Source organism: Streptomyces sp. NPDC059248 (assembly GCF_042753905.1).
Taxonomy (GTDB): Bacteria; Actinomycetota; Actinomycetes; order Streptomycetales; family Streptomycetaceae; genus Streptomyces.
Window position 1 is genome coordinate 1 of sequence record NZ_JBHYZV010000091.1, and the last position, 26,463, is coordinate 26,463.

The window sequence follows — 26,463 nt, forward strand, 5'->3', positions numbered from 1 at the left end:
TCCTCCACACCTACAACCACCACCGCAGCCACACCGCACTGGCCGGCAAGCCGCCGATCAGCCGCGTTAACAACGTTGCAGGTCAATACACCTAGTCCGCAAAGGACGACCCAGTGTTCTGAGTCGCAGATTCGTCAGCAGTAGGCGGCGGTCAGCAGCCCCTGCCGGGAGTGAACGTAGAGGGTGCGTCCGCCCCCGGAGGTGGTGCAACGCTCCCGGGGGGGGGGCAGCCGGTGCGGATGCATTCGAACCGGGCGGCCCGGGCGCCGTCCGTTCCGACCCTGCCGAAGCCGGCGGTATGCCCGGCAGGGCAGATCACGACACCGGCCACGCGGCCGATCCGGAAGTCGCCCATGGCGAAACCGCCGGGGACGGCCCGCCGCGTCGGCGGCGGCCCGATCACCGGAACGCGGCAGTCGGCACGGAGCCGTGCGCGCAAGCCCGCCGGTACCACAGGCGAAATCCCCGAACACGGTCAACCCCGTACCCCCTTCCCCGCCCGCCAGCAGGCCGACAGGCCGGCAGCGACGGCGGCCGTGGCTGCCGGACCCGTAACCACCGCTCAGCACGACGGCGGTGAACAGTCCGGATTCAGGCTCGAAGGACACATACCCCTTGAAGCCGCCCAGGTGCCGGATCCGGCTCCTGGGTGCCGGATCCGGCTCCTGTCGATGTAGCACGCGACGCGGGCGACACTGGAAACCGTCCGATCCCGGTACGGCCCCGGTCCCGGTCCGGTACAGTCCGGTCCGGCACGGTACGGTACGGTGCGCGATGCGCCGACGGCCCTCCCCGCCCCCGGAACCCCCGGCCGGTTCCACGTCCTGTCCGGCGACCAAGGCCAGCACCACCGTCAGGTCGATCGCCTCCCGCGGTTCGGCCTCCGGCTCCTGGCCGTCATCGTCACGGTCGGGCTCGGCGGCCGAGGGCGGGAGGGTTCCGGCACGGCGGCCTGCTGATGCGCGACCACGACGTCATACCCCCGCCCGCTCACGGTGAGGGTGGTGCAGAGCTTCTCGCGAACCACCCCGGCCGCCAGGGCGGCCCGGTCGTAGCGCAGCGGGACCCGGGGGATCTCCCACTCCCCCGCCGCCCACTCCCCTGACGTCCGGTCCGGGAGCCGAGGCACGTGCGGGGCACCCCTGTCGGGAGAGAGCTGGTCGGGGAATCGGAGGGTGCGCGGCGTGTCCGTGTCGGGCGGGGGCTGATGGTCCTCGGCCGGGATGGCCGGCTGCCGGCGGGCGGGTCGCAGGCCGGCGTCGGTCCAGCAGGTGGTGCAGAGGCGGTGGGCCGGCGCACGGACGCGCAGCGTTCCGGAATCGGTGATATCGAGGCAGTGCGTGGCGACGGCCGTATCCACAAACTGGTCGTCGAGGCCGGGTTCGCGGGGGGACGGCCTCGAAGGACGAGGGCGAGTGACGACGGGCTTCGGCCAGGAGGTGACGGCGCTGGAAAGGTGCCGTCCCCGTTCATCACGATCACCATCGCGGCGACCCCGGCGGCCGCCGGGGCGAGGTCGACCACGGCCGGGCTACGGGCCCGGATCGCCGCGGCCGCCGCCCGGGCACAGTCGAGGAGCATGTCGATGACGGCTGGTCCGAGTTGCGGGCGACGCTGGTGGGGCAGCACTGGTCCAGCATCACGGATCTCTATACCCTGGACCGTCCGGTCAGGGTGCAGCAGTTCTTGGCGGGCGAGGAGGAGCAGACGATAATTCCCGGCAAGCAGCACATCATCCGGCGGCGCATCGGCGGCCACGACATCCTCACCGGACCGTGACCACTGCCGGTAGCGGTCTGGCTCAAAGGCTCCGCCCGGATCACTCAGTGCCAGGGAAGAGCAGCTGGAAGCGGGCCGTCCCGGAGGGAGGGTTGCACGCCGGCCGGCACCTCGCCGTCGAGGCCGTCCCGGCGCACCGCGAGAGCGAGCCGGGGAGGGCCTCCGCCTCCGGTTTCGCGAGGGCCCTCTCGGCCCCCGGTGGCGGGTCCACGGGGGCCTCGTCGTGGAACCATCGACGGTTACGTGGGCCGCCTGCAAGGAGTTCTCCGCCGCCGCATCTGCGCGTGTGCGCTTGATCCCGGGCGCGGCCGATCACACAGTGATCTGTCCGCGCCTGCCCGGTACGGCGCCGCGTTGCGGGCGCGGAGTGCATGTGCGGGGGGCGGCCATCACCGGTATCCGGGACGGAATTGGCCCGGGACGCAGGCGAGTTGAGGGACACATGACTTCAGATACCCACCCCGGTACCCGGCCCCGGCCCCAGTCCGCCGCCGTTCCCGGCTTCGCCGGCCGGTCCTTCCTCTTCGTGCTCGGCAGTTCCCGAGCCGACGGCAACAGCGAGATCCTGGCCCGTGCCGCCGCCGAACAACTGCCCGCCGGTGTGCGGCAGGAATGGGTGGATCTCCGGGAGCTGGATCTGCCGGACTTCCAGGACGGGCGGCACGAGAGCGGCTCCTGGCCGATGAGCGACGCCGAGCGGAAGCTGCGCGAGCTGACGCTGGCAGCCACCGACATCGTCCTGGTCTCCCCGCTGTACTGGTACACGGTCTCCGCGCAGATGAAGCGCTACCTCGACTACTGGTCGGGCTGGACCCGCGACCGTGACCTCGAATTCCAGAAGCGGATCGCCGGCCGCACCCTGTGGGGCGTCACCGTCATGGCCGAACGGGAGGAGAGCGTCGCCGACGGGCTGCTCACCACCCTCAACAACTCCGCCGCGTTCCTCCGGATGAACTTCGGCGGCATCCTCCTGGGCAACGGCTCCCGGCCCGGACAGGTCCGCGACGACGAACGGGCAGCGGCCCGCGCCAAAACCTTCTTCACCAGGCAAGCACCGCCCGCGCAGTACCCCGGAACCGGGGAATAACACCATCCCCCAACCCCTTCACCGCGCCGAGAACCCGCCTCGAACCCCTGATGATCTCGTCCGCATATCCCGGCGGGTTCCTTCCACCCGGTTGCCTCCGCTGTCGTGCACGGCTTCGGCTGCACACCGGTGGGATGATAGTGCGCCTCGGCAGAGGTACGGCGGAACCGGACGCCACGCGGCAAGGTGCGAATTCCGGAAGCCTGAAACACACTGCCGACACAGCTGTGTCCCACGCTCCCCATTGGGGGGCATCACAACAAGGCACCGCACAGCCCCAAAAGCCCCGGCATCGCCCTCCGCAACACCTGGTCACCATGCTGGTGGAGCAGGGTGAAGTGGAGCTGGGGAATGCTTCTGCGCCCGGGCGGGCGAGGACGAACGGGCTCTGGACGTGCTGCAGCCGTTCATCGAAGCCGGGTGGAACCGCGCGCCGGGAGAAGGCCGACGCCCTGCTCGGGGCAGGGAAGGTGGAGCAGGCACTGGGGACGAGGAGGGCCTTGCCCCGGAGTGGGTGTGGCACGATTTCGCGGCGCTGCTGTACGAGGCGATGACCGTACTCGCACCGCATCTGGAGAAGGGGCGGATCCTGTCCGCCCTCGTGGACCTGGCTCAGGATTAGGGCCGCGACGGGCAGGTCCTGCAGCTGATCGCGCCGCCAGCCGAGCGGGCCCGCAGTGCCCGTGGCGAGAGCGGTGGAGTTCCAGCCCCGGCAACGCGCAGGATCTCCAGGCCCAGGTCCCGGAACGTGCGGGCCGGGCCGATGAGGCCGTACGTCGCAGCCGGGCGCCTCGTGGTCCAGAACACGCTCACCGCCTACGCCGAGCTGCTGCAGCGGTGCGGGCGCGTGGAGGGACTGCGCGCCCTGGGTGCCGGACAGCATGCGGGTGAGACGCTCGCCCACTACGCGCGGGCGCTGGAAGACGACGGCCAGGCCGATGAGGCCGAGACCGTGTTGCGGTATTACGCCGCAACTGCCGCGTATCCGGACCGGTTCCCCTGGACCCTGACCGAACCGCCGGCCCGCAGAAGCCGGATCGACGAGGCTGCCGAGGCGGGTCGTCCGACGTTCGACGACGATCACGCCTGCCTCTGGGGAGTCATCCATCTGCTGAACGAAACCGGCCGGATGGACGACGCCCCGGCGCTCCTCGACGAGCGCAGTGCCGACTTCGTCGAGGAGCACTCGCCCCGGCTCAGCTCGAACCGGATCTGGCTGCTGGGCGAGGCCGGCCGGCACGAGGAGGCCCTCGCCCGTGCCGGGATGCCGCGGCCGGGCCCGGGCCGGCCGGCGCCGTGACGCGGAACCGGACTGGGCAGCCCCGTCGGGTTCGTACCTCCGCGCTCGTATCAGCCGTCCTGCGCCTCCTGCTCGGCGGCTTCGGCTCTTGAAGGGCGTCATCGCACGGTCTCCGCCTCGCTACGGGCCCTCTCCCGACGCTCCGGCGTCAGGTCGGAGCCTCCGCGGCAGCCTCGGCGGAGGAACGCCCGCAGGACCGCATCGGACACCGTGGACAGAGCTGCCCGAGCGGTTCGGTCCGTGGATCGCCGAGCGCCCCGGACGCATCACCACACAACCGGCCCGACCTGTCCAACGCAGGGACCAGCGTCGTTCATGTCCCCGGCCAGGGCCTCGCAGAAGCTTGAGACGGTCACACGGTCCCGGCACCCGGGGTGACTGCACACCAGCGGCCCGCCGCCGGGGCCGGGCGTTCAGGAGCCGCCGGTGGGGACCGTCGGGGCGGACGAATCGGCCGGCCGTGGGCACGGCGACGGGTTGCCCACGAAGACGCGCAGCGCCCCCGTCCGGATCGGCAGGGGCGCTGCGTGGGGCAGGGGTGGCAGGAATCGAACCTGCGGCATCCGGTTTTGGAGACCGGCGCTCTGGCCATCTGAGCTACACCCCTTCGGCAGCTGCCAGCATCGCACCACGGCGCCCCGCCCCACAACGGGTTTTCCTTCCAGCCAGACGTGGCGGCTACAGTTCGAACTCCAGGTCCAGAACGTCGCTGATCCGCACCTCCTCGAGTTGGCCGGCGCGGCGGCCACTGTCCTGGAAGTACACCTCCTTGAGCGCTTCCGCGGTGAGTTCACGCAGCCGGCCCTCGTCAGCTCCCTGCTCCCGGGCGTCGAGGATCCGGGCGGCATACCGGGGCGGGAGGGCGACGGTGATGTGGCGGACCCGGTCCTGGTCGGTCGAGCCGATGGGAGCGGTGTAGCCGATGCGGGCATGGATGTCGACGACGATACCGTCGGTGGTCGCCGCCTTCTTCCGGGCCATCGCCCTGATCTCCGGCTGCCACCGGGCCATCACCTCACGCTCCAACCGCAGGGCGAGGTCCGGACGAGGCTTCTTGATCTGGTCCTTCACGTACCGCTCCACGGTGCGCTGAGACACTCCGAGGAGCCGGGCGACCGCCTTCGTGCCCTTGAGCTGTTTGACCAGGTACCGCATCCGGGTGCCCGCGGCCCGGGGGGCGGGGCGGGTGAACGCTTTCTGCACCGCCTGGTCCAGCCCGCCCCCGAACTCCTTGCTCATCGCACTCCTCTACTCGCCGCTGTCGGCGTCGGTGACGGTGCCGTCCTTGATGTAGCGGGCGAGGTTGAGCTCCGGGGCGTCGAACCGCTCGCGGACCTCCTCGCCCCACAGCACGGACTGGGTGCCCTCGTGCTTGACCAGGCCGGGGTTGATGCCGAGCTTGAACCCTCCGGGCAGCGGCTTGCCCTCCCGGTACGGCAGGAAGTCGAGCGGGCTCCCGCCGCCGGCCGCGTAGACGACGCAGTCGTGGTTGACGGCCACCGGGTACCGCCCGGTGAACGCCGCGTGCTTCACGATCTTGCGGTGCAGGTTGATCCGGGTGCGGGAGATGACGGCGGCACGGATGTCCGGCCGCCACGTCGGCCGCGCGAGGGCCCGCCACGGCTCGCCCGGCCGCCACCCCTCGCCGCGGGGCCGCTCGCGGAGCTTCCCCAGGCCGCCCTTCACCGTCGCCTTGACCGCGGAGACCACGAACGCCAGCTCCGGGTCACGGGTGCGGTAGCCGTCCATGGCCGCGAGGAAGTCTTCCGGCGAGGTGTCGGCATGGACGCCGAGGTCGGCCATCGTGGCGAGGTAGGCATCGCGCAGCCGCTGGTACCAGCCGTCCAGGTAACGGCCGTTCTCATACCGTACGTACGCCTCGGCCGGCGCGACGTCGTACCCGAGCTCTTGGGCGTACGCCACGGTCGGGGTCGCGTACCAGGCGGGCCCCCCGGGACGGTCGCCCTTCGGTGTGAACGGGCCGGGCAGCAGGCCGCCGTCCAGCTCCACCCACTCCTTGCCGACCTTCACACGCGACAGGTCGACGTGGGACAGGTCGACCAGCCAGCTGCCGGGCAGCTTCGGATCGAACACCGGGTTCGTGACGTGTACAGGCGCGCCCAGGCCGACGGTCAGTCCGTTGGCTCCGGCGGCGAAGGCCATGTTCACGTCGATGCCGACCAGATGCCGCAGGGTGCACTCGGCATCGGTCATCGGACGCGCCCAGTCGAACGACTCCTCGAAGAGCTTCTCGCCGGGGCCGCGGATGTGGAACCGGGGCAGGTCCGCCAGGAGCGGGTGGCCGTCGGGGGCCTCGCACGGTGCCGGATCGACCGGGTCCTTCCCCAGGGAGCCGGGGTTGTGCTCGGAGTGCCGCTTGCCGTCGGCGTCCGGCTCGGAGGCCCGGGTCGGCGGGTGCAGACCGGTCATCAGTTCCAGCCCCGTCACCGCGGTCGAGCCGCGCGGTGTCATCACCCTCGACGCGTACACACCCAGGACGCGGGCGAGGTGGGCCGGCGGGAGCTGCCCGGCGGTGGCCCAGTGCCGGGGGTCGAGCGCGTTCCACGACGGGATGCACAGCTGAACGCAGGCCCGCTCGGAGCCGGTCGCGGGGCGGTAGATCCTCGCCCACGGCCCGAACCCGCGCTTGGTCAGCTTCCACTCCGCGCGGGCGAGCTGCTTGACGGCCTTGTGCCCCTCCGGGATCCGCCCGGCGATCCGCTCCTCCTCCGTGAGCGTGACCGGGAGGCCGTAGCGCTCGCACGCGGCCGTCGTGAGGACGAGCAGCGGGTCGGCGTCCTTGCCCGGACCGGACAGCTTCGGCTGACCGAGCCTCGCCTCCCGCAGTGTCCATTCCACCAGGGCCGGGATCGACTTGGCGGGGACGTCCAGGACCAGGCCGGCGGTGCAGTACGCCAGCACCTGCCCGTCCTCGACGTCGACCACGGCCAGTGGACCGTTCTCGAACCGCGGATCAGTGCTTGCCCCTGCCGGAGTTCCGGCCGGGGCCGGTCGCCGAGGCCGGGGCTGGCGCGACGCCGACGACATCCCGCCGGTGCGCGGTGCGGGGGTCGGAGCGGCGGTCACGGCCGGGGCGGCGCCCGGAGCTGGGGACAGGGAGCTCTCGGGCCCGGTGACAGAGGTGGTTTCAGGAGTTGGGGTGGCGGGCGGAGGCTGTGCCGGGGTGGGTGGGCCGGTGAACGCGGCGGGAAGGGCCGGGGTGTCCGGCTCCTGCGGCTGGGCGGGTGCGGGGTAGAGCCTGGCGAGTCCTTCGAGCAGCCGCGCGTAGGCGTCGCGCTCCGGCGGACGGGGCTCAGTTTTTCCGGCCTCCCAGCCCGACACCGTGGCCCGCCGTACCTTCAGCGCACCCGCTACCTCGTCGATCGTCAGGCCGTGCGCGGCACGCAGCCGTTTGCGCTCCGCCGGAGGCGGCAGCACCGCGCGGGACGAGAGCAGTGCGTCGACCGCGTCGAACAACTCGGACATGGAACACCTCCTGACTCAACCTACCCCACGAAACCCACTTGCCTCGCTCATTCTGCGTACGACGCGCGTACGCAAGGCGTACGCAGCCTCTTTCACTACTGGCGCCAGGACGGCGCCTGCTCCTTCGGCTCAAAGGCTGGGCGCCCGAGCCGGTGGTAGCGGCGGGCTCAACCCTCGCCCCGCCAGCGGGACCCGTCGGTGTTCGCCGCCGGGGCCAAGGCGGAGAGGCGGCAGGCCGGGCGGGCCAGCGTTGCTGACATGAACTCACGAGATCGCGCCAGAATGACACAGTCGCCTCGGGGTCCCCTGCCTGCCTCACTCGGACGATCCATGGTGAACAGCGCCGAGTAGTTCGGTGGTGCCGTGATCTGTTCAGTGCCATACATGCCGGATGCGGGCGTTCACGTTCGTCGGCGAGTGCGAGCGTGGCCATCAGTGCGCAGGTGGTCATGCCGAGGAAGAGCGGCGTCGCGGTGCGGTCGCCCGCGGGGCCCATCAGGGGGGCGACGGCCGCGCCGAGGGCGCTTTGCAGTGTGCCGAGCACTGCCGAACCGGTACCGGCCGCGTGTGGCACGCGTCCGAGGGCGAGTGCGGGGGCGGTGGCGAAGACCTGCCCGAGACCGAGGAAGCCGATGCCGACCAGGCCCAGGGCCCAGAGCCGGTTGAGATTTCCGGTGGTGGCGACGAGCAGTACGGCGGTGCTGGACACCAGGAGCACGGCCAGTCCGGTGTTCAGCAGGAGCCGGGGGTCGTAGCGGCCTATGAGGCGGGGCGCGGCAGCGCTGGAGGCGGTGGCGGTGAGGGCGCCCGCGGCGAAGGCCGTGGATCACCCACCGACGCTGAGGGCCAGAACGTTCTGCAGCAGGAAGGGGGAGGCGGCGATGGAGCAGAACAAGGTGGCGCTGCGGCGAAGCAGAAGGCCAGTGCGCAGCCCGGGTAGAAGCGGTCGGTCAGGACTGAGGCGGCGGCTTCGATCGTGGTCCGGGTGCCACCGGTGTGCCGGTGTTCAGCGGGCAGGCCTTCCGAGACGGGGAGCAGCGCGGCCAGGAAGACGAGCGCGGTGGAGCCGGCCGGTGCCCAGAAGACCGCGCGCCGGCCTCCGGAGCCGTTCACCAGTGTCCCACCGGCCGGCGGCGCCACGATGGGGGCGAGGGCGCACAGTGCCGTGGCCAATGCGCAGACGCCGGTTCCTCCGAGGATCGGTTTCCGGCATCCGTACCGGCCGGAGAGTGGGCCGGGGACGAGTTGGCCGACGGCGAGCCCGAGGAGGAAGGCGGTGGGTGAGTTGAACCCCGGCGGGGGCGGGGGTGCCCGTATCTCTTTGGTCAAGGTGGATGGGGCTGTTCTAGGGCGCCTGGAACGATGTGCTCGTGCATGTTGATGATGAGACGGTGACAGCGGGCGGGAACGGACCGGAGTGGACGGGTGCGGTCAGTCAGCGTCTCCGTTGCTGCGTCTGTGGTGGGTCGACTGATGGCGCCGAGGACTACGTACTCGTCGAACTGACGGCGAAATTCTCTGACGCGCGCCAATGGCTGGGTGCGCATGCGGAGCACCTGAGCTCCGTCCTTGCAGAGGGGTTCTCCGTGGAGGTTCACGACATGTAGGGCTGCCGTTGTGGCCTGCGCGATCTTCGTTCGCAGGCAGGGTCGTTGCCCTCACTTCGTTCCGGTTGTCCGAGGTTCGTAGAAGGTGCCGTCTCTGAGCATGGCGAACAGGACGTCGGCTCGTCGTCTGGCGAGGCAGAGCAGGGCTTGGGTGTGGCGCTTGCCCTGGATGATCTTCTTGTTGCAGTAGATCCGCGAGGCCGGGTCGCTCAGGGCGGCGAACGCGGAGAGGAAGAAAGCCCGTTTGAGCTGCTTGTTTCCTCTCCGGGAGGGAGCGGCTCGCGGCCGACCCCGACGGGGCCGTACGGCTCGCGGTCTCCCTCAGACCCGAACTGGACGAGACCCGGCGCATGGCGATCGACTTCACGGTGGATCCCCTCTCCGGGGGAATGGTGGAGTGCGTACGAGACGGGATCACCGACCCCGAAGTGCTGCGCAGGGCAGCAGCCTCCGCCCATCCCCTACTCCGGTGCAGCGCCGCCCACAGCCCTCACCTGCCGCCTGACCTTCTGGGTTTGCTCGTGCGCACCGAGGATCCCCGCGTGGAGGCTCTTTTGGGCGTACACCACCCCGATACTCCGGAGGAGGTCCTGATGCGTGTGTACGCGAGGCTCGGCGGGACGCTCTCCGCCTGGATGGCGGAGACACACCCCCGTTTTCCCCGCCGGGGTCTCGCCGCGCGCTACGCGGACCATCCGGAAGGGCACTACCGCCGGCTGGCGATCCGCGACCCGGCCGCCGCGCCCGCGCTGGTCGAACGGCTCAGCCATGACCCCGTGGTCCGGACACGGCAGGCAGCGGCCGGTGACCCGCGCCTGCCGCTCCACCGTCTCCGCGAGGTCCTCCACATCCCTGAAACGTCCTACAGCGCGGGCGCCAACCCGGCGCTCCCCGAGAGCGAGATGGCCGCCGTCCTGAACCGGGCCGGTGTTCCCGCCTGACCGCCGAGCGGAACGGTCTCCTGTTGCGGGGAACCTCAGGGACTGTGGATGGCGGCGCGATGCTGGCACTGCCTCGCGACGTGTGAAGCACCCAGGAGCAGAGCGTTTCAGGGGCCAAGCGCCGCAGGCGTCCCCCGGCACGACCGGCGTCCCGATCAACCACAACTCTGGTCGGCGCCTCGGCCCCGCAGCAGGGCCGTGAGCCCGGGCACAACCCGTCGACCCCCTCACAGCGCCGCGTCGGTGTTCGCGGCCTTCACATGGATGCCGATCGGGCGGAGCCTCGCTGCCGGCGGCAACCGCGCGGTCTCGACCGCCCGGCGGGGCTTCTTGGAGGCGGTGAGTCTCGGGGTTATCCGCAGAATTCCGCCTCGATCACCGTTGCGGTGTCCCCCGTCCAGTCGCCGTTGAAGTTCAGGGCCAGCGAGTGGCTCGCGTCCCGGGTGACAAATGCCTCGGACTGGGAGCCGTGGATGCCGCCGCCGTGGCCCCAGACCTCTTTGCCGCAGTTGAGCCCGGTGGACTGGAGGCCGAGGCCGTATCGGTACCGCGGCTGTCGGGGGTCGATCGGCACGGTCGTGGTCAGGGCGTTCTGCTGCTCGGGCGGGAGCAGTCGGCCTTGCAGCAGGGCGCGGTAGAACTTCTGGAGGTCCTTGGAGTCGGAGATCATGCCGCCGGCCGCTCCGGCGAGGGACGGGTTGAGTGCGGTCACGTCGTGGATCATCGCGGCCGGGTCGTCGGAGAGGGTGGAGTAGGCGCGGCTCGCCGGGGCGGGTATCCGGGGGCTGGTCCTGGGGACGGAGGTGGCGTGGAGTTGGAGCGGGCGCAGGATCCGGTGTTCGATCTCGGCCTCGTACTCCCGGCCGGTGACCCGCTCGATGATCATTCCGGCGAGGGTGTAGTTGGTGTTGGAGTACTGCCAGCCGGTGCCGGGGGCGAAGTAGGGCTGGTGCCGCATCGCGAGGCCGACCAGTTGCCCGGGGGTCCAGGTGTCGTAGCGGTGGCGGAGGAAGCCCTCGCCGAAGATCTTCGTCTGGAAGCCGGGGTCGGAGGTGTAGCTGTAGATGCCGCTGGTGTGGTTGAGGAGCTGGCGCAGGGTGATGTGCCGGCCGTCGTGGCCGTTGCCCCGCACGGTGCCGGGGAGCCACCGTTCGACGGTGTCGTCGAGGTCGAGTCGTCCTTCGGCCTCCAGTTGGAGCACGACGGTCGCGACGAACGTCTTGGTGATGGAACCGACGCGGTAGCGGTCCCGGGTCTTTCGTTCCCTGCCGGTGCCGAGGTCGCCGGCGCCTGCGGTCCCGCTCCAGCTTCCGGCCCGGTCGCGGGCGCCGGCGACGGCGCCCGGGACCCCGTCCCGTACGGCCTGTTCGAGGGCCCGCTGGGTGGCTCCGTGCCGATCGCTGCCCGCTTCGGCGGCGGTGGGATGCGCGGCGGCAGGGGCTGCCAGCGCTCCGGTGGCGAGCGCCGCCACCACGGCGGCGAGTGCTGTGCGGACCGTACCTGTTGTCATCTCGGTCTCCCTTGATCGGCTTCCGTCGACAAGGAGGACTCCTCCACAGGGGGATCTTGTTGCCCGACATCACGGAGTTGAGCCTCAACCGGCCATTTCACGGACGGCCCGCCCCGGGCCGGGACGGCGGGGCACCGCACTGTTCCCAGGGCCGCCGGGGGTCGGGAGTCGGCCCGTTGTCAGTGGCTTGAGCAAGGATGCCTCTATGACCACCCTTCCCGCCGAAACGGCGTTGCTCAGTCCTGCCCAGTACCAGGACGCCGTGCAGTGTGCCCGCCAGTGTGCCGCGCTGTACTACGGCGACGGTGACAGCCCTCTCGACGACACGGCCTACGACCTGCTCCTGCGGTCCATCGCCGGGTGGGAGCGGGCCCACCCGGACCAGGTCTCGCCCGACTCGCCGACGGAGAAGGTCGGTGCGGGTACGGCCCCGGTGGGCGATGTCGCCCATACCGCGATCATGCTCTCGCTGGACAATGTCTTCGACGGGACGGAGCTGATGGACTGGGAAGCGTCCCTGGTCAGACGCACCGGCCGGGCCGTGCGGGACGGCTTCACGGTCGAGCCGAAGCTGGACGGTGTCGCCGTCTGCGCCCGTTACCGTGACGGGCGGCTGGTTCAGCTGGTGACCCGTGGGGACGGCCGCAGCGGAGAGGACGTCTCGCACGTCATCGGCACCGTCATCGGCCTGCCGCCGCGGCTGGAAGAGGCCGTGACGTTCGAGGCCCGCGGGGAAGTCCTCTTCACCCGGGAGCAGTTCGCCGAGGCCAACCGTGTGCGGGAGCGGTATCGGGCGAAGCCGTTCGCCAATCCCCGCAACGGGGCCGCGGGGACCGTGCGGGCGAAGGACCGTCCGTACCGGCTGGAGATGTCGTTCTACGCGTATGGCGCGGTCGAGCTGGGCGGTTCGTTTCTCCGGGGGGCGCCGACCCACGCGGAGGTCATGGCGCGGGTCGCCCGGGCCGGTGTGCAGACCACGGCCGCGACCGACGCCGGACTGCGCCTGTGCGCATCGGTGGACGAGGTGCAGCGGCGGGTGGAGGAGATCGGGACGATGCGCGGTGGTCTCGCGGTGGAGATCGACGGGGTGGTCGTGAAGGCCAACAGTCTGGAGGACCACACGGCGGCCGGGTCCGGTTCGCGGTTCCCGTACTTCGCCGTGGCGTACAAGCTGCCCGCCGAGCGGGCCCGTACGAGGCTGCTGGGGGTGGAGTGGAACGCGGGCCGATTCTACATCGCGCCGCGTGCCCTGCTGGAGCCGGTCTTCGTCGGAGGGGCCACGATCACGTCGGCGACCCTGCACAACTGGGCCGATATCGGCAAGCGGGGTCTCCGGATCGGCGATGTGGTGGAGGTGTACCGGGCCGCCGAGGTGATCCCCCGGGTGGAGGCGCCGGTCGTCGAACTGCGTACCGGGCAGGAGACGGAGATTCCCGAGCCGGTGGCCTGTCCGAGCTGCGGCGGTGCCATCGACAAGAGCGAGGAGCGGTGGCGGTGCGCCGACGGGGTCGCGTGCGGGCTGCCCGCCGCACTGCTCTACGCCGCGGGGCGGGAGCAGCTCGATGTGGACGGGATCGGTCCTGGCGTTGTGAACGCCCTGGTGGGGGCCGGGGCGGTGGGTGATGTCGCCGATCTGTTCGCGCTCACCGTCGAGCAGCTCTCGCTCGCGGCCGGCAGCGACAAGCGGGGCGCGACCGTGTACGGGCAGATCCAGGCGGCGAAGTCCCGGCCGTTGAACAAGGTGCTGTGCGCTCTCGGGGTGAAGGGCACCGGTCGCAGCATCTCGCGCCGGATGGCCGCCCATTTCGGGACCATGGACGCGATCCGGGCGGCCGACGCGGCGGCGTTGGAGGGCGTCGAGGGGATCGGCGCGGAGAAGGCGGTGGTCATCGCCGCCCGGATCGCGGCCCTTGGGCCCGTGATCGACAAACTGGCCGCTGCCGGGGTCAACCTGACCGAGCCCGTCCGGGAGAGCGGGCCCGACAGCGGGGGCAGGCCGCTGGCCGGGCAGTCGGTGGTGTGTACGGGGACGATGACGGGGCCGCTGGAGTCGTACAGCCGTGCCGCGATGAACGAGCTGGTGGAGCGGGCGGGCGGGACCCCGTCGGGGAGCGTGTCGGCGAAGACGTCCCTCGTCGTGGCCGGGGGGAAAGCGGGGTCCAAGAAGGCCAAGGCGGAGAGTCTGGGAATCAAGGTCCTCAGCCCCGAGGAGTTCGCCGTCCTCGTCGCCGACCACCTCTCCTGAACCGGCAGGGTCCGTTGCCGGGCCCGCCCCTGCCGCGGCACCGGGCGCTCTGCCGGCCGGTCTCGAGGGTTCGCCGACGCGTGCGGCGGAGGTGCGGTCAGCGCGGCGCGGTCGACGGATCCGTGGTGGGCGGGCTCTCCTGCCCAGGCGCGGCTTCCCCCGCAGATGTGCGGGGTGAGCGCGGAGTCGGCCTCGACCCGTGTCACGGGGTGTCGCGCGAGCCGCGGGGTGCCGTGGGGTGGACCGGGTGGGCGGCGGGGCCCGTGTTCCTTGCGGCGGGTGAACCCTTCACCCCGGCGGTGTGTCGCCCCGATCCTCCGGCGCGGGTACGGGATCACGACTACTTTGGTTGCCCGTACGGCGTCCGGCACGATGCAACCCCCGGGATGGTACGCATGGCTGATCGGGTAGGGGACGAGGCAATGTCCGACGATTACTACGACCTCGGCACGCACACCCGGCGGGTGACCACGTCCTCCCCCGTCGCTCAGCTCTGGTTCGATCGCGGGCTGGTCTGGACGTACGCCTTCCACCACGAGGAGGCCGTCCGCTGCTTCGAGAAGGCCGCCGAGGCCGACCCCGACTGCGCCATGGCCTACTGGGGGATCGCGTACGCACTCGGTCCCAACTACAACAAGCCGTGGGAGTTCTTCGACGCGCGGGACCTCGCCCGTACCGTCGAGCGGACCCATGCGGCGGTCGAGCGCGCGCGGGAGAAGGCCGCCGGTGCCACGGTCGCCGAACGGGCTCTGATCGCGGCGTTGCGCGCCCGCTATCCGCGGGCGACGCCGGTCGAGGACTGCTCGGTCTGGAACGAGCCGTACGCCGAGAGCATGCGCGCCGCCTACGCGTCGGACCCCGGCGATCTCGATGTCGCCGCCCTCTACGCCGACGCGCTGATGAATCTCACGCCTTGGCGGTTGTGGGACGTGCGTACCGGCGAGCCCGCCGCGGGCGCTCGGACGGTCGAGGCGAAGGCGGTGCTGGAGCGGGCGCTCGCCGCGGCCGGCGGGCGGGATCATCCCGGGGTGGTGCACCTCTACATCCACTTGATGGAGATGTCTCCGTACCCGGAGCGCGCACTGCCCGTCGCCGACCGGCTGCGCGGGCTGGTGCCCGACGCGGGGCATCTCGCGCACATGCCCTCGCATCTGGAGGTGTTGTGCGGGGACTACCGGCGGGTCGTGTGGGACAACGACGCCGCGATCGCCGTGGACGCGAAGGTCCTCGACCGGGCCGGCGCGATGAACTTCTACACCCTGTACCGGTGCCACAACATTCATTTCAAGATCTACGGAGCGATGTTCCTCGGGCAGTCCGAGGTGGCGCTGAAAGCAGTCGAACAGCTGGAGGCGGCCGTTCCGGAGCAGCTGTTGCGGGTGCAGAGTCCCCCGATGGCCGACTGGCTGGAAGCCTTCTCGGCGATGCGGGTACATGCGCTGATCCGGTTCGGCCGCTGGTCCGACGTCCTCGGTCTGCCCTTCCCCCACGACCCGGAGTTGTACAGCACCACCACGGCGATGCTGCACTACGCCCGGGGTGTCGCCCTTTCCGCGACCGGCCGTGTGAGCGAGGCCGAGACGGAGCGCGAGCGGTTCCGTGAGGCGGCAGGGCGGGTCCAGGAGACGCGTATGTTGTTCAACAACACCTGCGCGGACATCCTCACGATCGCCGCCGCCATGCTCGACGGTGAACTCGAGTACCGTCACGGCAACGTCGATGTGGCGTTCGCGGCCCTCCGGCGGTCGATCGAGCTGAGTGACAGCCTGCCGTACGACGAGCCCTGGGGCTGGATGCAGCCGCCCCGGCACGCCTATGGCGCGCTGCTGCTGGAACAGGGACGAGTCGTGGGGGGGGGGGGCGGGGGGCGGGGGGGGGGCGGCGGCGCGGCCCCCCCCCCCCCCCCCCCCTTGGGGGGCGTGGGGGCGCACCCGGCCCCCCGCCGCCGCCCCCGCCCCCGGCCCCGGGCGCCCCCCCCCCCCCCACGACGCCCTCCCACGAGCCTGCCAGCACCCGGGCAATGTGTGGTCCCTGCACGGCCTTCACGAATGCCTGGTCCGGCTCGGGCGCATGGGGGAAGCGCGGATCATCGCGCAGCAGTTGAAGACGGCCGCGGCTCTGGCCGACGTACCGATCGAGGCTTCCTGCTTCTGCCGGACGGAAGGAGCCGCCCAGGAGGGCGGCAGCTGTCACTGAGAGCCGCCCCTTTGACGTTCCTCCCCCGGGTCCGGGCTGTCGCGCCGGCCGACGGGGGCAGTCTCCGTCCGTTACGGGTGTCGCGGCCGCCCGAAGGCGGCGGCCACGAGGGCTCGCTTCACCGCGGGGTGGACGTCCACGCCCCCGCCGTCGGCGCGTACCGCGCATGCTCTGTGCACCCCACTGTTCGGCCGAACGGGTTGATCGTGGCCGGCTTCTGGCTTTAATAATAGACCGACTGATCGATTAATGAATCGAGCGGGCTCTTACCCATGCCGAGGAGGCATCTTCATGACGGACTACCGACCGCCCGACCTGTCCGGCTCCCGCCGGGGATTCCTGCGGACCGTGGGCGCGACGGGCGGCGCGGGGGCCGTGTTCGCGGCGATGGGCGCGCTCGGCCTCGCCCCGACCGCGGCGAGCGCCGCCCCTTCGCCGTTCCGCGCGCCGCGCGCGTCCGACTTCACCCTCACCGGTCGCAGCGCGGCCGGTGTCGTGGTGGTCGGAGCGGGTGTGGCCGGACTGACCGCCGCCTACGAACTGCGCAAGGCCGGCTACGACGTCACGGTCCTCGACGCCCGCCCGCGGATCGGCGGCCGCAGTCTCACGGTGCGCGGGGGCGACACCCTGACCGACACGAACGGCTTCACCCAGCAGGCACGCCTCGCGCCCGGCCAGTACTTCAACGCCGGACCCGGGATGCTTCCGCAATGGGCACTCAGCACGGACTACTGCCGTGAACTCGGAGTGCCGCTGGAGGTGTTCTCGGTCGCCAACGAGAACACGTTCGTGTACGACCCGGAGGCTCCGGGAGCGGTGACGCGCATGCAGACCGCACGCTCCGACGCGTACGGCGTCATCGCGGAACTCCTGGCCAAGGTGACGGACCGAGGGCTGCTCGACGGACAGCTGTCCGCCATCGACAAGGAGCGGCTCCTGGAGTTCCTCGTGACCACCGGCGGCATCGGCGGCCCGGCCGACGACTGGGCCTACGCGGCGTCGCCGGGACGGCGCGGCTTCGCGGTGCCCCCCGGCGCCGCGGGAGCACCCGGCGTGCCGCTGCCACCGCCGGCCTCCTCACTCAGTCGGGTGTTCTCCCGGCAGGTGGCGGGCCACTGGCACCTCGACGCCGATTTCGAGATGGCGTCGACCCTGCTCCAGCCGGTCGGCGGCATGGATCGTATCGTCGAAGCCCTGGCCGACCGGATCGGCCGGCAGCGGATCCGGTGCGGAGTCGAGGTCACCTCGATCACCGAAGGCCCGCAGGGGATACGCGTCACCCACCGCGGTCCCGGAGGCACCGGCGCACTCGACGCCTCCTACTGCATCGTGACGACGCCCCCGCTGGTGGCGGCGGGTATCGCCGGGCTTCCGGCCGAGGTGACGGCCCTGTTGCGTACCTTTGTGCCCGAGCACCCCGCCAAGATCGCGATGGAGTACCGCAGGCGCTGGTGGGAGGACGATCTCGCCGTCTACGGCGGCCTCACCTCGTACGGCCGGGACGGATCACTGTGGTACCCGTCCCACGGCCTCCACACCGAACGCGGCGTCATGGTCGCTTTCTTCGAAGGCGCGGAGAACACACTCCACCCCCTGTCCCCCGCCCGGCGGACGGCCGAGGCGGTGAAACGCAACGAACGGGTACACGGTGTGAAGGCCCGCACCGAACTGGCGAGCTCGGTCTCTGTTTTGTGGGGACTCGAACCCTTCCTGGAAAGCGGCTGGCAGGCGGCCGACGCGCAGAACAACTCGGTCGTGAACAGCCCGGGGTTCCGGCCGCTCACCGAACCGGCCGGGCGCGTCCTGTTCGCCGGGGACTGGCTCAGCAACGCGCTCGGCTGGCAGCACGGCTCGATGGCATCGGCACGCCGGGCGGTCGAACGGGTGCACGCGCGGGCGCTGGCCACCTGACCCGGCGTATCGGCGGACGCGCCCGTCGCAGGGCCGGGGACGGAGGCGGGGCCGGGCGCATCCGCCGGGCCTGATGCCACCCCTGCCCCGGCTTCGCCTGCCCAGCCGGGGCAGGGGTGGCTGCCGGTTCAGGTCGCCGGGTGTTCGCCGGGTTCGCGGTGGACGGCGGTGATGTGCCGCTCGGGGCCCGGGGATTCGATCTCGTCCAGCACGGCGACGGCCAGGTCCTCGGCGCTGATCCACGAGCGGCCGTCCGCCGCGGTCAGCAGGGTGTCGGTGCCGCGCCGGTAGCGGCCGGTCCGTTCGCCGGGCTGGAGCAGGGCGGGCGGGCTCAGGTAGACCCAGTCGTGGTGGCCGTGGGTCTCGGCGGCGCGTAGCTGGGCGATCCCGGCGGCGGCGACGGGCCGCAGGTGGGTGGGGACGTAGGCGGGGTCGTCGGCGATCAGGAGGTCCGGGGTGCCGGGGCTGCGCAGGGCGCCGGCGCCGCCGACGACGAGTACGCGGATGTTCAGCGCGGCCGCGATGTCGAGGACGGTACGAGTGGTTCCGGTCAGGAACACCGGGTCGGCGGGCTCGGTCCTGACACTGAGCACGATCGCGTCCGGCGCGGGGCGTGCCGTGGAGCCGGTGAACGCTTCGCGCAGGTCCCGGGCGTTGCCGGCGTCGACCGGTACGGGTGTCACGCCGGGGTCGTCGCCGGTGGGCTTCCGGGACAGGGCGAGGACCCGGTGCCCGCGCGTGCCGGCTTCGGTGATCACCCGGCTGCCGACCATTCCGGTGGCGCCGATGACCGCGATGGTCAGGGGCTTGGTGGAGGTGTGGGGCTCGTGGGGCGTGTGCGTGGTCATCGGGTCCGTCCTTCTCGTATTGGTGCGGGCTGGTCGTGGAGGGGGGTCTCGGGTCGTGGGGCCTGTCGGTCACGGCGGGCGCGGGCGGTGAGGCGGAGGGTTTTCGGGGGGTCGAGCTGTGCGGCGAGCAGGGCGGCGAGGGCGAGGACGAACCCCAGGGACTGGGGCGCGTTGAGGGATTCCCCGAGCGCGATACCGATGCCGGCGGCGACCAGCGGGGACAGCAGCACCAAGGGGGCGGAGGCGCCCACCGGCAGCTTGCCGATGCCGCCGAACCACAGGGTGTACGCGATCAGCCCGCCGACGCTTCCCAGCCACAGGTAGCCGGCGGCCGCCTCCGGGCCGATCCGTGCGGGGACGCCTTCGACCGCGAGGGTGAGGGGGAGCAGCAGTGCTCCGCCGGCCGCGAGCTGCCACCCGGCGAACGCCATGGGGCCTACGCCCGCCGGTCGGCCCCAGCGCTTGGTCAGGACGATCCCGGCGGCCATGGCCGCCGTACCGCCGAGCCCCGCGGCCACTCCGACGGCGTCCAGCCGGGCCCCGGGGCCCAGGACGACGAGTCCGACGCCGACGACTCCGGCGGCTCCCCAGATCCACCGCCATGCCGTGGGCCGGTCGCCGAGGACCGCCCGGGCCGCGGCGGCGACCAGGAGCGGCTGGGCGGCGGACAGGGTGGCGGCGGCCCCGCCCGGGAGGCGCTCGGCGGCCACGAACAACAGGGGGAAGAGGGCGCCGATGTTCAGGGCGCCGAGAAGGGTCGCCTTCCACCACCAGTCTCCCCTCGGCAGGACGCGGGTGACCGCCAGGGCGAGCAGCCCGGCGGGCAGGGCGCGCATCAGTGCGGCGAACAACGGGTGTCCCGGCGGGAGCAGTTCGGTGGTGACGGCGTAGGTGGTGCCCCAGGCGGCGGGGGCGAGCGCGGTCAGCGCGACGGTCGCCGCCCGGTGTGCGGGCGGGGCGCTTCGCGGTCTCTGCGGCCGCTCGGTCGAAGGAGGCATGAGCCGAGTCTCTCCCTCGTCATCGATGGTTCCAAAGCATGCTTGTCATAGCAGCCATGAACAGAAACGATGGCCGGATGGATCTCCAGCAGATGCGTTACGTCGTCGCGGTCGCCGAGACGCGGAACTTCACCCGGGCCGCGGAACGCTGTTCCGTGGTGCAGTCGTCGTTGAGTCACCGGATCGCCGACCTGGAGCGGGAGTTGGGGGTCAGGCTGTTCGCCCGTTCCAGCCGGCGTACTGAACCGACCAGTGCCGGGGAGGCGTTCCTCGTGGGTGCCCGGGAGTGTCTGGCCGCCGCCGATCGGGCCGCGGTGGACGCGGCGGCGGCGGCGGGGGTGGTGCGGGGCCGGCTCGCGGTGGGGGTGCTGGTGACGACGGCCGCGGTGGACGTGCCCGAGCTGCTCCAGCGCTACCGGGCCCGTTATCCCGATGTGCGGGTCCGGCTGCGGGCGGGGGGCAGTGACGAGTTGGCGGACGCGGTCCGGCGGGGCGAGCTGGACATCGCCTTCCTGGGGCTGCCCGAGGGCGTGGAGCCTTCGGGCGTTGCGGTCCTCGTCCTCGACCACGACGAGCATGTCCTGGTCGTGCCCGCGGGGCACCGGCTCGCGGGCCGTGCGCGGGTCACGCTGGCGGATGTCGCGGATGAGACGTTCGTCGACTTCATGAACGGCACGCCCGCCCGGGCCCAGTCCGATCTGGCGTTCACCACGGCGGGTGTCACGCGCGACGTCGCCTATGAGGCGGGGATCGCGGAGCTGATCACCCGGCTGATCGTGCGGGGGCTGGGGGTCGCGCTGCTGCCGTCGGCGTTCGTCCGTCCCCTGGCCGACGACGATCCCGCGCTCGCGCTGGTGCCGGTCCTCGACGGGCCGCGCCGTGTGGAGTCGTTGGTGTGGAACGAGTTCAACCCGAGCCCCGCCACCCGGGCGTTGCTGGACACCCTCGGCGTCAGGGCGGTCGGCGGCCCGGCGGCGGGCGGACGGAGCCGGCGGACGTGACGCGTACGGCCGAGGGCGGTCCGGTGGCTATCAGTCCGTCGTGTACGGCGAGCATGTCCGCGTACGTGTGCTGGTACGTGCCGTACGTGGGCAGGGTGAGCAGATCGGGGGTTTTCGCGTGTCCGGCGCGCCGCGAGGCGGCCGTCGAGCGGGGCCGGGCCTCTCGCCGCGAGCGGTGTGGCGAGAGGACCGTCGTGTGCCGGTGCGCGGGGCCGAAGGGGGTGGTCAGGGGGCCGGGAAGCCGAGGTTCCAGCCGTCGATGATGCGTTTGGGGCCGATGAGGATCTCGTCCTTCCGCGGGTCGTAGCGGATGTAGGAGTCGCCGCTGAACAGCCAGGCTTCTTTGGTGCCGGGGCGGATGCACGCGGCGTCGACGCGCCTGCTGAAGGGGGTGTCGCGCAGGGCGGTCCAGGTCTGGGCGATGGGGGTGGGCCCGATGATGCGTTTGTCCTCTTCGAGGTGGTAGCGGATGTACTGGTCTCCGGCGAAGATCCAGACGGTGTCGGAGTCCTCGGGGTCGGGGAGGGCCGCGTCGATGCCGTACTCGAAGCCCGTGCCCTTCAGTCCGGTCCAGCCGCTCGCGATGGGGGCCGGTGGGACGACGACCTTGTTGTTGTCGAGGTCATACCGCAGGTACTGGTCGTCGTGGAAGAACCATGCGTGAGGGGATTCGCCCGCCGCCTTCGGTTTGGGGATGGTGGCGTCGACGTGGTCGGCGAATCCGTGGGTGTCCAGGCCGGGCCAGTTGGGGGCGACCGGGCGCGCCTCTTGGGCGAGGGTGTCGTTCTCGAGGTCGAAGCGGAGATAGAGGTCGTCGTGGAACATCCAGATCTCCGTCTTCTTGGGGATCGGGCCCGGGCAGGGCAGTACGGCGCTGACGCCGTCGACGAACGCCTTGCGTCTCAGTGGTGCCCAGCCCTCGTGGATGTGCTGGGGGCCCATGGCGACGGAGCTGGTCCGGAGGTTGTAGCGGACGTAGTAGTCGCCTCGGAAGAGCCACAGTCGCCGATACGTCGACCTGCCCCCGCTCGGCGGCCGCGGCATGGTCCCGGACGGCGTTGACGAACGTGGCGAAGGCGGTGGCGTCGGCGTCGTCGGCGTCGTCGAGGTTCAGGGTGGCCACGAGGGGTGGAGGCATGTCGGTGTCCCGTCTCGAAGTGCCGGAAAGGGGGCCGGAACACGCGCACGGTTCGGGGTGCGTACCGGCGGTCCGCGCGCCGAGCCCGGCGCCGTTCGGCGCACCACGGCACCGGCGACCCGCCGGGGCCGCGCGGGCACGAACGCCGCTTGTGGGCGCCACCGACGGATCCCACCGGGTTGGGGCGGTGGCTGGAGGACACCGCTCACCGGTATCCCCAGGGGACCGACGGGACCGCTGCTCCGCATCGCACCCCCCTGCTCGCACCGTCGCGGACACGACACTGTCAGTGAACCGCCCCGGCGAGCATGGTCGGAAGACCGGATCCGGCTGGCGTCGGCTCCCTGTCCCGGGGCCTCGGCCGGTCCGTCCTCCCGGTGACCGTGGTCGCGTCGCCCTCAGGGCCGAGCCGGACCGCGTTCGGGATTCGCGTTCGCGTACACGACATCGCGCCGGTCGTAGCCGTGCCGCAACCGCAGCCGGGGCCGCCGCGGGGGCGACCCGCGGGTGGCGCCTATGCGCGCACGGCGTCCCGGACGAATCGCCGGAGGTGTGTGCGGACGGCGTCGGGCCGCTCCAGCCAGGGCTCGTGGCCCGCGTCTTCGATGCGGGTCAGGGGAAGCGTGAGGCGGTGCGCGAGTGAGGCGAGGGCCGCGACGGGGCGGGGGTCGTCGGCGCCGGCGAGCAGTTCGGTCCGCGCGGGCAGACGCGCGCGGAGGTCGGCGAGGTGGCCGTCGAGCGGGTCCCGGTGTGCTTCCGCGCCGAGTTCGGCGTTCATGGACCAGTTGACCGGGCGACGCCGGCGGGCGTCTCCGGCCGCCCGGTGCCAGCCGTGTCCGGGGTCGGCGTGGTCGGTGAACCAGGCCAGTGTGAGGAGCTCGATCTCCTGGTCCTCGGTGCGGTGCGGCAGCTTTCCCAGGGCCTGGTAGCGCTCCTGCCGCGCCGGCGACATGCGGCGGGCGCGTTCCGTGCGGTAGCCCGTACGCCAGTCGCCGGTGAACGGCCCGCACATCAGGAGCATCGCGGCGACCCGGTCGGGGTGCCCCAGGCAGAACCGGCTCGCGAGATCGGTGCCGTAGGAGTGCCCGATCAGTACGGCCCGGGGCACGTCCCACGCGTCGAGCAGCTCCGCGAGGTCGTCGACGTGCCGGGCGAGGGAATGGGGTCCCCTCCACGGTGATCGGCCCGTGCCGCGTTGGTCGTACCGGTATACGGGTGCCAGGTCCGCGATCATGGGGGCGATATCGCCCAGATAGTCCGGCAGGCCCGGGCCGCCGTGGAGCAGGATCACCGCGGGTTTCCGGGCCGTGTCTCCCCGTGCCGTCCAGTGCAGCCGTGCTCCGTCGGTGATGGGCACACGACCCTGCGTCTCCGTGGTTGTCACCGTGAAGAACCTACCGGTGCCACCGGGGCCCGGGGTCGGCTCCCCCCAAGGCGGTGCGCCACCGGCGAATTCCCTCTTGCGGAAATACCCCCGGGGGGTATGCTGTTCTCAGAACACGGACCACACGGGACTACACCTCGCACAGGCGGAGACATCATGAGCACCAGTCACGGACACCACATGACCAGCCACGCCGCCCACGGTGGCCACGGCGGAGCCCGTCCCGGCGGGCTGTCGGTCTCCGAGAACGGATACACCCTCGAGTTCGCGTCGGCGATCCTTCCCGCCGGGACCCAGACGGTCACCTTCCGGATCACCGGTCCCGACGGACGGCCGGTGACCGCGTTCACGCCCGAGCACGACAAGGAGCTGCACCTCATCGCCGTCCGGCGCGACACGGCCGGGTTCCAGCACGTACACCCGGTGATGGACGAGAAGGGCACCTGGAGCGTCGAGCTGACTCTGGCGCCGGGCGCCTGGAGATTCTTCGCCGACATCCACCCGAGCGGCCACGACGGGACCATGACGCTGGGGGTCGACGCCTCGGTCGCCGGGCTGTACGACCCCCGGCCGCTTCCCGAGGAGACGCGTACCGCTCATATCGGCGAGTACACCGTCACCCTCGACGGCGGGCTCGTGCCCGGAGCGGCGAGCGACCTGACACTGACGGTGAGCCGGAACGGGCAGCCCGTCACCGACCTGCAGCCGTACCTCGCCGCGTACGGACACCTGGTCGCGCTGCGCGCCGGTGACCTGGGCTATCTCCATGTCCACCCGGAGGGCGAGCCCGGCGACGGCATCACCGAGCCGGGCCCCGGGATCAGCTTCATGGCCACCGCGCCGTCGAGCGGCACCTACCGGCTCTTCCTGGACTTCCAGCACGACGACACCGTCCGGACGGCCGAGTTCACCGTCCGCACCACGGCGGCTCCCGACCACGTCGACCACCATGCACACCACGGACACCATGCACACCACTGATCACATGGACCAGCACTCAGGAAGGACTGCCGTGCCGCGTCTGACCCGACTCACACCCGACACCGCGGTCGGCGCCTCACGCGACCTCCTCGGCGAGCTGGCATCCCGCCACGGGCAGCTCGGCGACATGGTCTCCACGATGGCGCACTCGCCCGCCGTCCTGGGCGGCTACCTCCAGCTCAGCCGGGCCATGGGGCGGGCCAAACTCAACCGCGGGACCAGTGAGTTGATCTCGATCGCCATCCAGGCGCAGCAGGGCTGCGGGCTCTGTCTCGACTCCCATGTCGGTGCCGCCCGCGCCACGGGAGCGGACGAGGACGAGATCGAGCGTGCCCGTGCGGGCACCTCGGCCGATCCCGCGACCGCGGCGATCATCGCCCTCGCCCTCCGGATCTACCGCGAGCCGACGTCGATCACCGACGAGCACGTCACCGCGTTGCGGGAGCACGGCTACAGCGACCGTGCCATCGCCGATGTCGTGGGTGTCGTCGCGCTCAACATCCTGACCGGCGCCTTCAACCTGCTCGCCGGACTCACACCGCGGAGCGGTGGCGCCGATGCGTAGCCACATCCCCGCCGCCGCCCGCGGGACGCGGCCTCAGACCCGAGGCCGCGGCCCGCCGTACGGACACGAAAAGGAACACGCCATGAGCCTGTTCGCCATCCGCGACTACCGCAACCTGTTCGGTGCGCAGATCATCGCCCTGTTCGGTACCGGGCTGACGACAGTGGCCCTCGGGCTGCTCGCCTACGATCTCGCGGGACCGAACGCCGGCACGGTCCTCGGCACCGCCCTGACCGTCAAGATGGTCATGTACGTGGTCATCGCTCCCCTCACCGCCGCATACGTCGACCGCTTCCCCAGAAGAGCCTTCCTGGCCCTCCTCGACGTGGTGCGCGCCGCGGTCGTCCTGGCACTGCCGCTGGTCACCGAGGTCTGGCACATCTACGTCCTGATCGGCCTGCTCCAAGCCTCGTCCGCGGCTTTCACCCCGACGTTCCAGGCCGTCATCCCCGACATCGTCACCGAGGAGTCCGACTACACGCGCGCCCTGTCCGCCTCCCAGGTCGCCTCCACCATGGAGAGCCTGCTCAGTCCGGTACTGGCGGCGGCCGCCCTGGCGTTCATGAGCTTCGACCGGCTGTTCCTGGGCACGTCCGCCGGATTCCTGGTATCCGCCGTACTCGTCCTGTCCACCCGCATCCCCGACGCCCGGCCCAGTGCCCACAGCCGGGCATGGGACAAGGCGGTGGGAGGGATCAGGACGTTCCTCGGGACACCGCGGCTGCGCGGCGTCATGGCGCTCAATGTCGTGGTCGCGGCGGCCGGCTCGATCGTCGTCGTCAACACCGTCAACCACGTGCGTGACGGCCTCGGCGGCTCGCAGTCGGACGTCGCGTGGATGCTCGCCGCATCCGGCGCCGGGACCTTGCTGACGGCTTTGGTACTCCCCCGTGTACTCCGCAGGACCACTCCTCGCACCGTCATGACGACCGGCGCGGTGGTCCTCGTCGGGGCCACCGTCTCCGCGGTGGTCCTCATGGCGGCCGGCCTTCTCACCTGGGCCGGGACCGCGATCGTCTGGACCGCCATCGGCACCGGCATGGCGCTGGTCATCACACCGACGGGCACCATCCTGCGGGCCTCCGTGGAACCGAACGCGATCCCCGAGGTCTTCGCGGCCCAGTTCTCCCTCTCGCACCTGGCCTGGCTGATCACGTACCCCGTCGCGGGATGGCTCGGTACGCACGGGGGGTTCACGCTCACCTGGTCCGTCCTCGCGGCTCTCGCCGGGACGGGCACTGTGGGGGCGCTCCTCCTCTGGCCCCGCCGGGACGGACGACGGGCCGCGACGGGAGCCACGGCCCATGCCGGGTCCGCGTCCGCGTCCGGGGCGAACCGTTCGACCCTCGCGAAAGCCGCCTAGAACACGGCCCCCGATGTCTTGGACCCGCCCGGCCGGGCGGGTGCAAGTCATCGGGGGCGGCCGGTGGCGGCCCGCCGCGGCGATGGGTGTCTCTTATACACAAGAGACGCTGCCGACGACTAC

The 26,463-nt window shown here is 71.5% G+C and carries 18 protein-coding genes, 1 tRNA gene and 1 pseudogene; 11 read left to right on the forward strand and 9 right to left on the reverse strand.

What is annotated here, in order from left to right:
• The first annotated feature begins 1,617 nt into the window (after positions 1–1,617).
• The 3 genes from ACFXG1_RS28575 (at position 1,618) to ACFXG1_RS28585 (ending at position 4,166) form a co-directional block, all read left to right on the forward strand.
• A complete protein-coding gene (locus ACFXG1_RS28575; protein WP_384707286.1) occupies positions 1,618–1,779 on the forward strand; it encodes a hypothetical protein in 162 nt (53 codons plus the stop codon).
• Between the two features lie 442 nt (positions 1,780–2,221).
• Positions 2,222–2,866, forward strand: coding sequence for a flavodoxin family protein (locus ACFXG1_RS28580; RefSeq protein ID WP_384707289.1), 645 nt, complete (start codon positions 2,222–2,224; stop codon positions 2,864–2,866).
• A 763-nt stretch (positions 2,867–3,629) separates the two neighbouring features.
• Entirely contained in the window at positions 3,630–4,166 is a 537-nt protein-coding gene (locus ACFXG1_RS28585) for a hypothetical protein (RefSeq protein WP_384723469.1), read from the forward strand.
• Between the two features lie 533 nt (positions 4,167–4,699).
• Here ACFXG1_RS28585 and ACFXG1_RS28590 read toward each other — a convergent pair.
• From ACFXG1_RS28590 to ACFXG1_RS28605, 4 genes and pseudogenes are all read right to left on the reverse strand, one after another.
• Positions 4,700–4,773, reverse strand: a tRNA-Trp gene (locus ACFXG1_RS28590).
• 71 nt (positions 4,774–4,844) lie between these two features.
• A complete protein-coding gene (gene tpg / locus ACFXG1_RS28595) occupies positions 4,845–5,405 on the reverse strand; it encodes a telomere-protecting terminal protein Tpg (RefSeq protein ID WP_384745146.1) in 561 nt (186 codons plus the stop codon).
• Positions 5,406–5,414: 9 nt separating this feature from the next.
• Positions 5,415–7,652 (reverse strand): telomere-associated protein Tap, encoded by a 2,238-nt coding sequence (gene tap, locus ACFXG1_RS28600; RefSeq protein ID WP_384719226.1) that lies wholly within the window; start codon positions 7,650–7,652, stop codon positions 5,415–5,417.
• A 1,658-nt stretch (positions 7,653–9,310) separates the two neighbouring features.
• Positions 9,311–9,532 (reverse strand): annotated as a pseudogene (locus ACFXG1_RS28605) (IS110 family transposase); the annotation flags it as partial.
• Positions 9,533–9,852: 320 nt separating this feature from the next.
• On the opposite strand from ACFXG1_RS28605, the gene ACFXG1_RS28610 reads away from it, so the two are divergent.
• Positions 9,853–10,200 (forward strand): hypothetical protein, encoded by a 348-nt coding sequence (locus ACFXG1_RS28610; protein ID WP_384745148.1) that lies wholly within the window; start codon positions 9,853–9,855, stop codon positions 10,198–10,200.
• Between the two features lie 352 nt (positions 10,201–10,552).
• Here the strand turns inward: ACFXG1_RS28610 and ACFXG1_RS28615 are convergent, their stop codons facing one another.
• On the reverse strand, positions 10,553–11,710 hold the full coding sequence (locus ACFXG1_RS28615; RefSeq protein WP_384745150.1) for a serine hydrolase domain-containing protein: 1,158 nt from the start codon (positions 11,708–11,710) through the stop codon (positions 10,553–10,555).
• A 205-nt stretch (positions 11,711–11,915) separates the two neighbouring features.
• On the opposite strand from ACFXG1_RS28615, the gene ligA reads away from it, so the two are divergent.
• The 3 genes from ligA (at position 11,916) to ACFXG1_RS28630 (ending at position 18,062) form a co-directional block, all read left to right on the forward strand.
• Positions 11,916–13,955, forward strand: coding sequence for an NAD-dependent DNA ligase LigA (gene ligA, locus ACFXG1_RS28620; protein WP_384717973.1), 2,040 nt, complete (start codon positions 11,916–11,918; stop codon positions 13,953–13,955).
• A 422-nt stretch (positions 13,956–14,377) separates the two neighbouring features.
• On the forward strand, positions 14,378–16,378 hold the full coding sequence (locus tag ACFXG1_RS28625) for a hypothetical protein (protein WP_384745153.1): 2,001 nt from the start codon (positions 14,378–14,380) through the stop codon (positions 16,376–16,378).
• A 64-nt stretch (positions 16,379–16,442) separates the two neighbouring features.
• Positions 16,443–18,062, forward strand: a complete 1,620-nt coding sequence (locus ACFXG1_RS28630; protein WP_384722777.1) for a flavin monoamine oxidase family protein — start codon at positions 16,443–16,445, stop codon at positions 18,060–18,062.
• 128 nt (positions 18,063–18,190) lie between these two features.
• Here the strand turns inward: ACFXG1_RS28630 and ACFXG1_RS28635 are convergent, their stop codons facing one another.
• Both ACFXG1_RS28635 and ACFXG1_RS28640 read right to left on the reverse strand, forming a co-directional pair.
• Complete coding sequence (locus tag ACFXG1_RS28635) at positions 18,191–18,910, reverse strand: NAD(P)-dependent oxidoreductase (protein ID WP_384745155.1); 720 nt, start codon at positions 18,908–18,910, stop codon at positions 18,191–18,193.
• Positions 18,907–19,908, reverse strand: coding sequence for an EamA family transporter (locus ACFXG1_RS28640; RefSeq protein WP_384715386.1), 1,002 nt, complete (start codon positions 19,906–19,908; stop codon positions 18,907–18,909). The genes ACFXG1_RS28635 and ACFXG1_RS28640 overlap by 4 nt, the downstream gene beginning before the upstream one ends.
• A 77-nt stretch (positions 19,909–19,985) precedes the next feature.
• Here ACFXG1_RS28640 and ACFXG1_RS28645 point away from each other — a divergent pair, with 77 nt between their 5' ends.
• Positions 19,986–20,909, forward strand: coding sequence for a LysR family transcriptional regulator (locus tag ACFXG1_RS28645; protein WP_384745161.1), 924 nt, complete (start codon positions 19,986–19,988; stop codon positions 20,907–20,909).
• Positions 20,910–21,134: 225 nt separating this feature from the next.
• On the opposite strand, the gene ACFXG1_RS28650 is transcribed toward ACFXG1_RS28645, so the two are convergent.
• A complete protein-coding gene (locus ACFXG1_RS28650) occupies positions 21,135–21,953 on the reverse strand; it encodes a hypothetical protein (RefSeq protein ID WP_384715383.1) in 819 nt (272 codons plus the stop codon).
• 608 nt (positions 21,954–22,561) lie between these two features.
• Positions 22,562–23,431 (reverse strand): alpha/beta fold hydrolase, encoded by an 870-nt coding sequence (locus ACFXG1_RS28655; protein ID WP_384745158.1) that lies wholly within the window; start codon positions 23,429–23,431, stop codon positions 22,562–22,564.
• A 156-nt stretch (positions 23,432–23,587) separates the two neighbouring features.
• Here ACFXG1_RS28655 and ACFXG1_RS28660 point away from each other — a divergent pair, with 156 nt between their 5' ends.
• The 3 genes from ACFXG1_RS28660 to ACFXG1_RS28670 all read left to right on the forward strand — a co-directional run bounded on the left by ACFXG1_RS28660 (position 23,588) and on the right by ACFXG1_RS28670 (position 26,340).
• Positions 23,588–24,412 (forward strand): hypothetical protein, encoded by an 825-nt coding sequence (locus ACFXG1_RS28660; protein WP_384715377.1) that lies wholly within the window; start codon positions 23,588–23,590, stop codon positions 24,410–24,412.
• A gap of 31 nt (positions 24,413–24,443) precedes the next feature.
• Positions 24,444–24,977, forward strand: a complete 534-nt coding sequence (locus ACFXG1_RS28665) for a carboxymuconolactone decarboxylase family protein (protein WP_384715374.1) — start codon at positions 24,444–24,446, stop codon at positions 24,975–24,977.
• Positions 24,978–25,059: 82 nt separating this feature from the next.
• A complete protein-coding gene (locus ACFXG1_RS28670; protein ID WP_384715371.1) occupies positions 25,060–26,340 on the forward strand; it encodes an MFS transporter in 1,281 nt (426 codons plus the stop codon).
• The last annotated feature ends 123 nt before the right edge of the window (positions 26,341–26,463 follow it).

Bases quoted from the DNA above. Each gene is read 5' to 3' on its own strand.
- ACFXG1_RS28580 (WP_384707289.1), top strand. From the start codon at position 2,222: ATGACTTCAGATACCCACCCCGGTACCCGGCCCCGGCCCCAGTCCGCC.
- ACFXG1_RS28585 (WP_384723469.1), top strand. From the start codon at position 3,630: ATGAGGCCGTACGTCGCAGCCGGGCGCCTCGTGGTCCAGAACACGCTC.
- tpg (WP_384745146.1), bottom strand. From the start codon at position 5,405: ATGAGCAAGGAGTTCGGGGGCGGGCTGGACCAGGCGGTGCAGAAAGCG.
- tap (WP_384719226.1), bottom strand. From the start codon at position 7,652: ATGTCCGAGTTGTTCGACGCGGTCGACGCACTGCTCTCGTCCCGCGCG.
- ACFXG1_RS28610 (WP_384745148.1), top strand. From the start codon at position 9,853: ATGCGTGTGTACGCGAGGCTCGGCGGGACGCTCTCCGCCTGGATGGCG.
- ACFXG1_RS28615 (WP_384745150.1), bottom strand. From the start codon at position 11,710: ATGACAACAGGTACGGTCCGCACAGCACTCGCCGCCGTGGTGGCGGCG.
- ligA (WP_384717973.1), top strand. From the start codon at position 11,916: ATGACCACCCTTCCCGCCGAAACGGCGTTGCTCAGTCCTGCCCAGTAC.
- ACFXG1_RS28625 (WP_384745153.1), top strand. From the start codon at position 14,378: ATGTCCGACGATTACTACGACCTCGGCACGCACACCCGGCGGGTGACC.
- ACFXG1_RS28630 (WP_384722777.1), top strand. From the start codon at position 16,443: ATGACGGACTACCGACCGCCCGACCTGTCCGGCTCCCGCCGGGGATTC.
- ACFXG1_RS28635 (WP_384745155.1), bottom strand. From the start codon at position 18,910: ATGACCACGCACACGCCCCACGAGCCCCACACCTCCACCAAGCCCCTG.
- ACFXG1_RS28640 (WP_384715386.1), bottom strand. From the start codon at position 19,908: ATGCCTCCTTCGACCGAGCGGCCGCAGAGACCGCGAAGCGCCCCGCCC.
- ACFXG1_RS28645 (WP_384745161.1), top strand. From the start codon at position 19,986: ATGGATCTCCAGCAGATGCGTTACGTCGTCGCGGTCGCCGAGACGCGG.
- ACFXG1_RS28650 (WP_384715383.1), bottom strand. From the start codon at position 21,953: ATGCCGCGGCCGCCGAGCGGGGGCAGGTCGACGTATCGGCGACTGTGG.
- ACFXG1_RS28660 (WP_384715377.1), top strand. From the start codon at position 23,588: ATGAGCACCAGTCACGGACACCACATGACCAGCCACGCCGCCCACGGT.
- ACFXG1_RS28670 (WP_384715371.1), top strand. From the start codon at position 25,060: ATGAGCCTGTTCGCCATCCGCGACTACCGCAACCTGTTCGGTGCGCAG.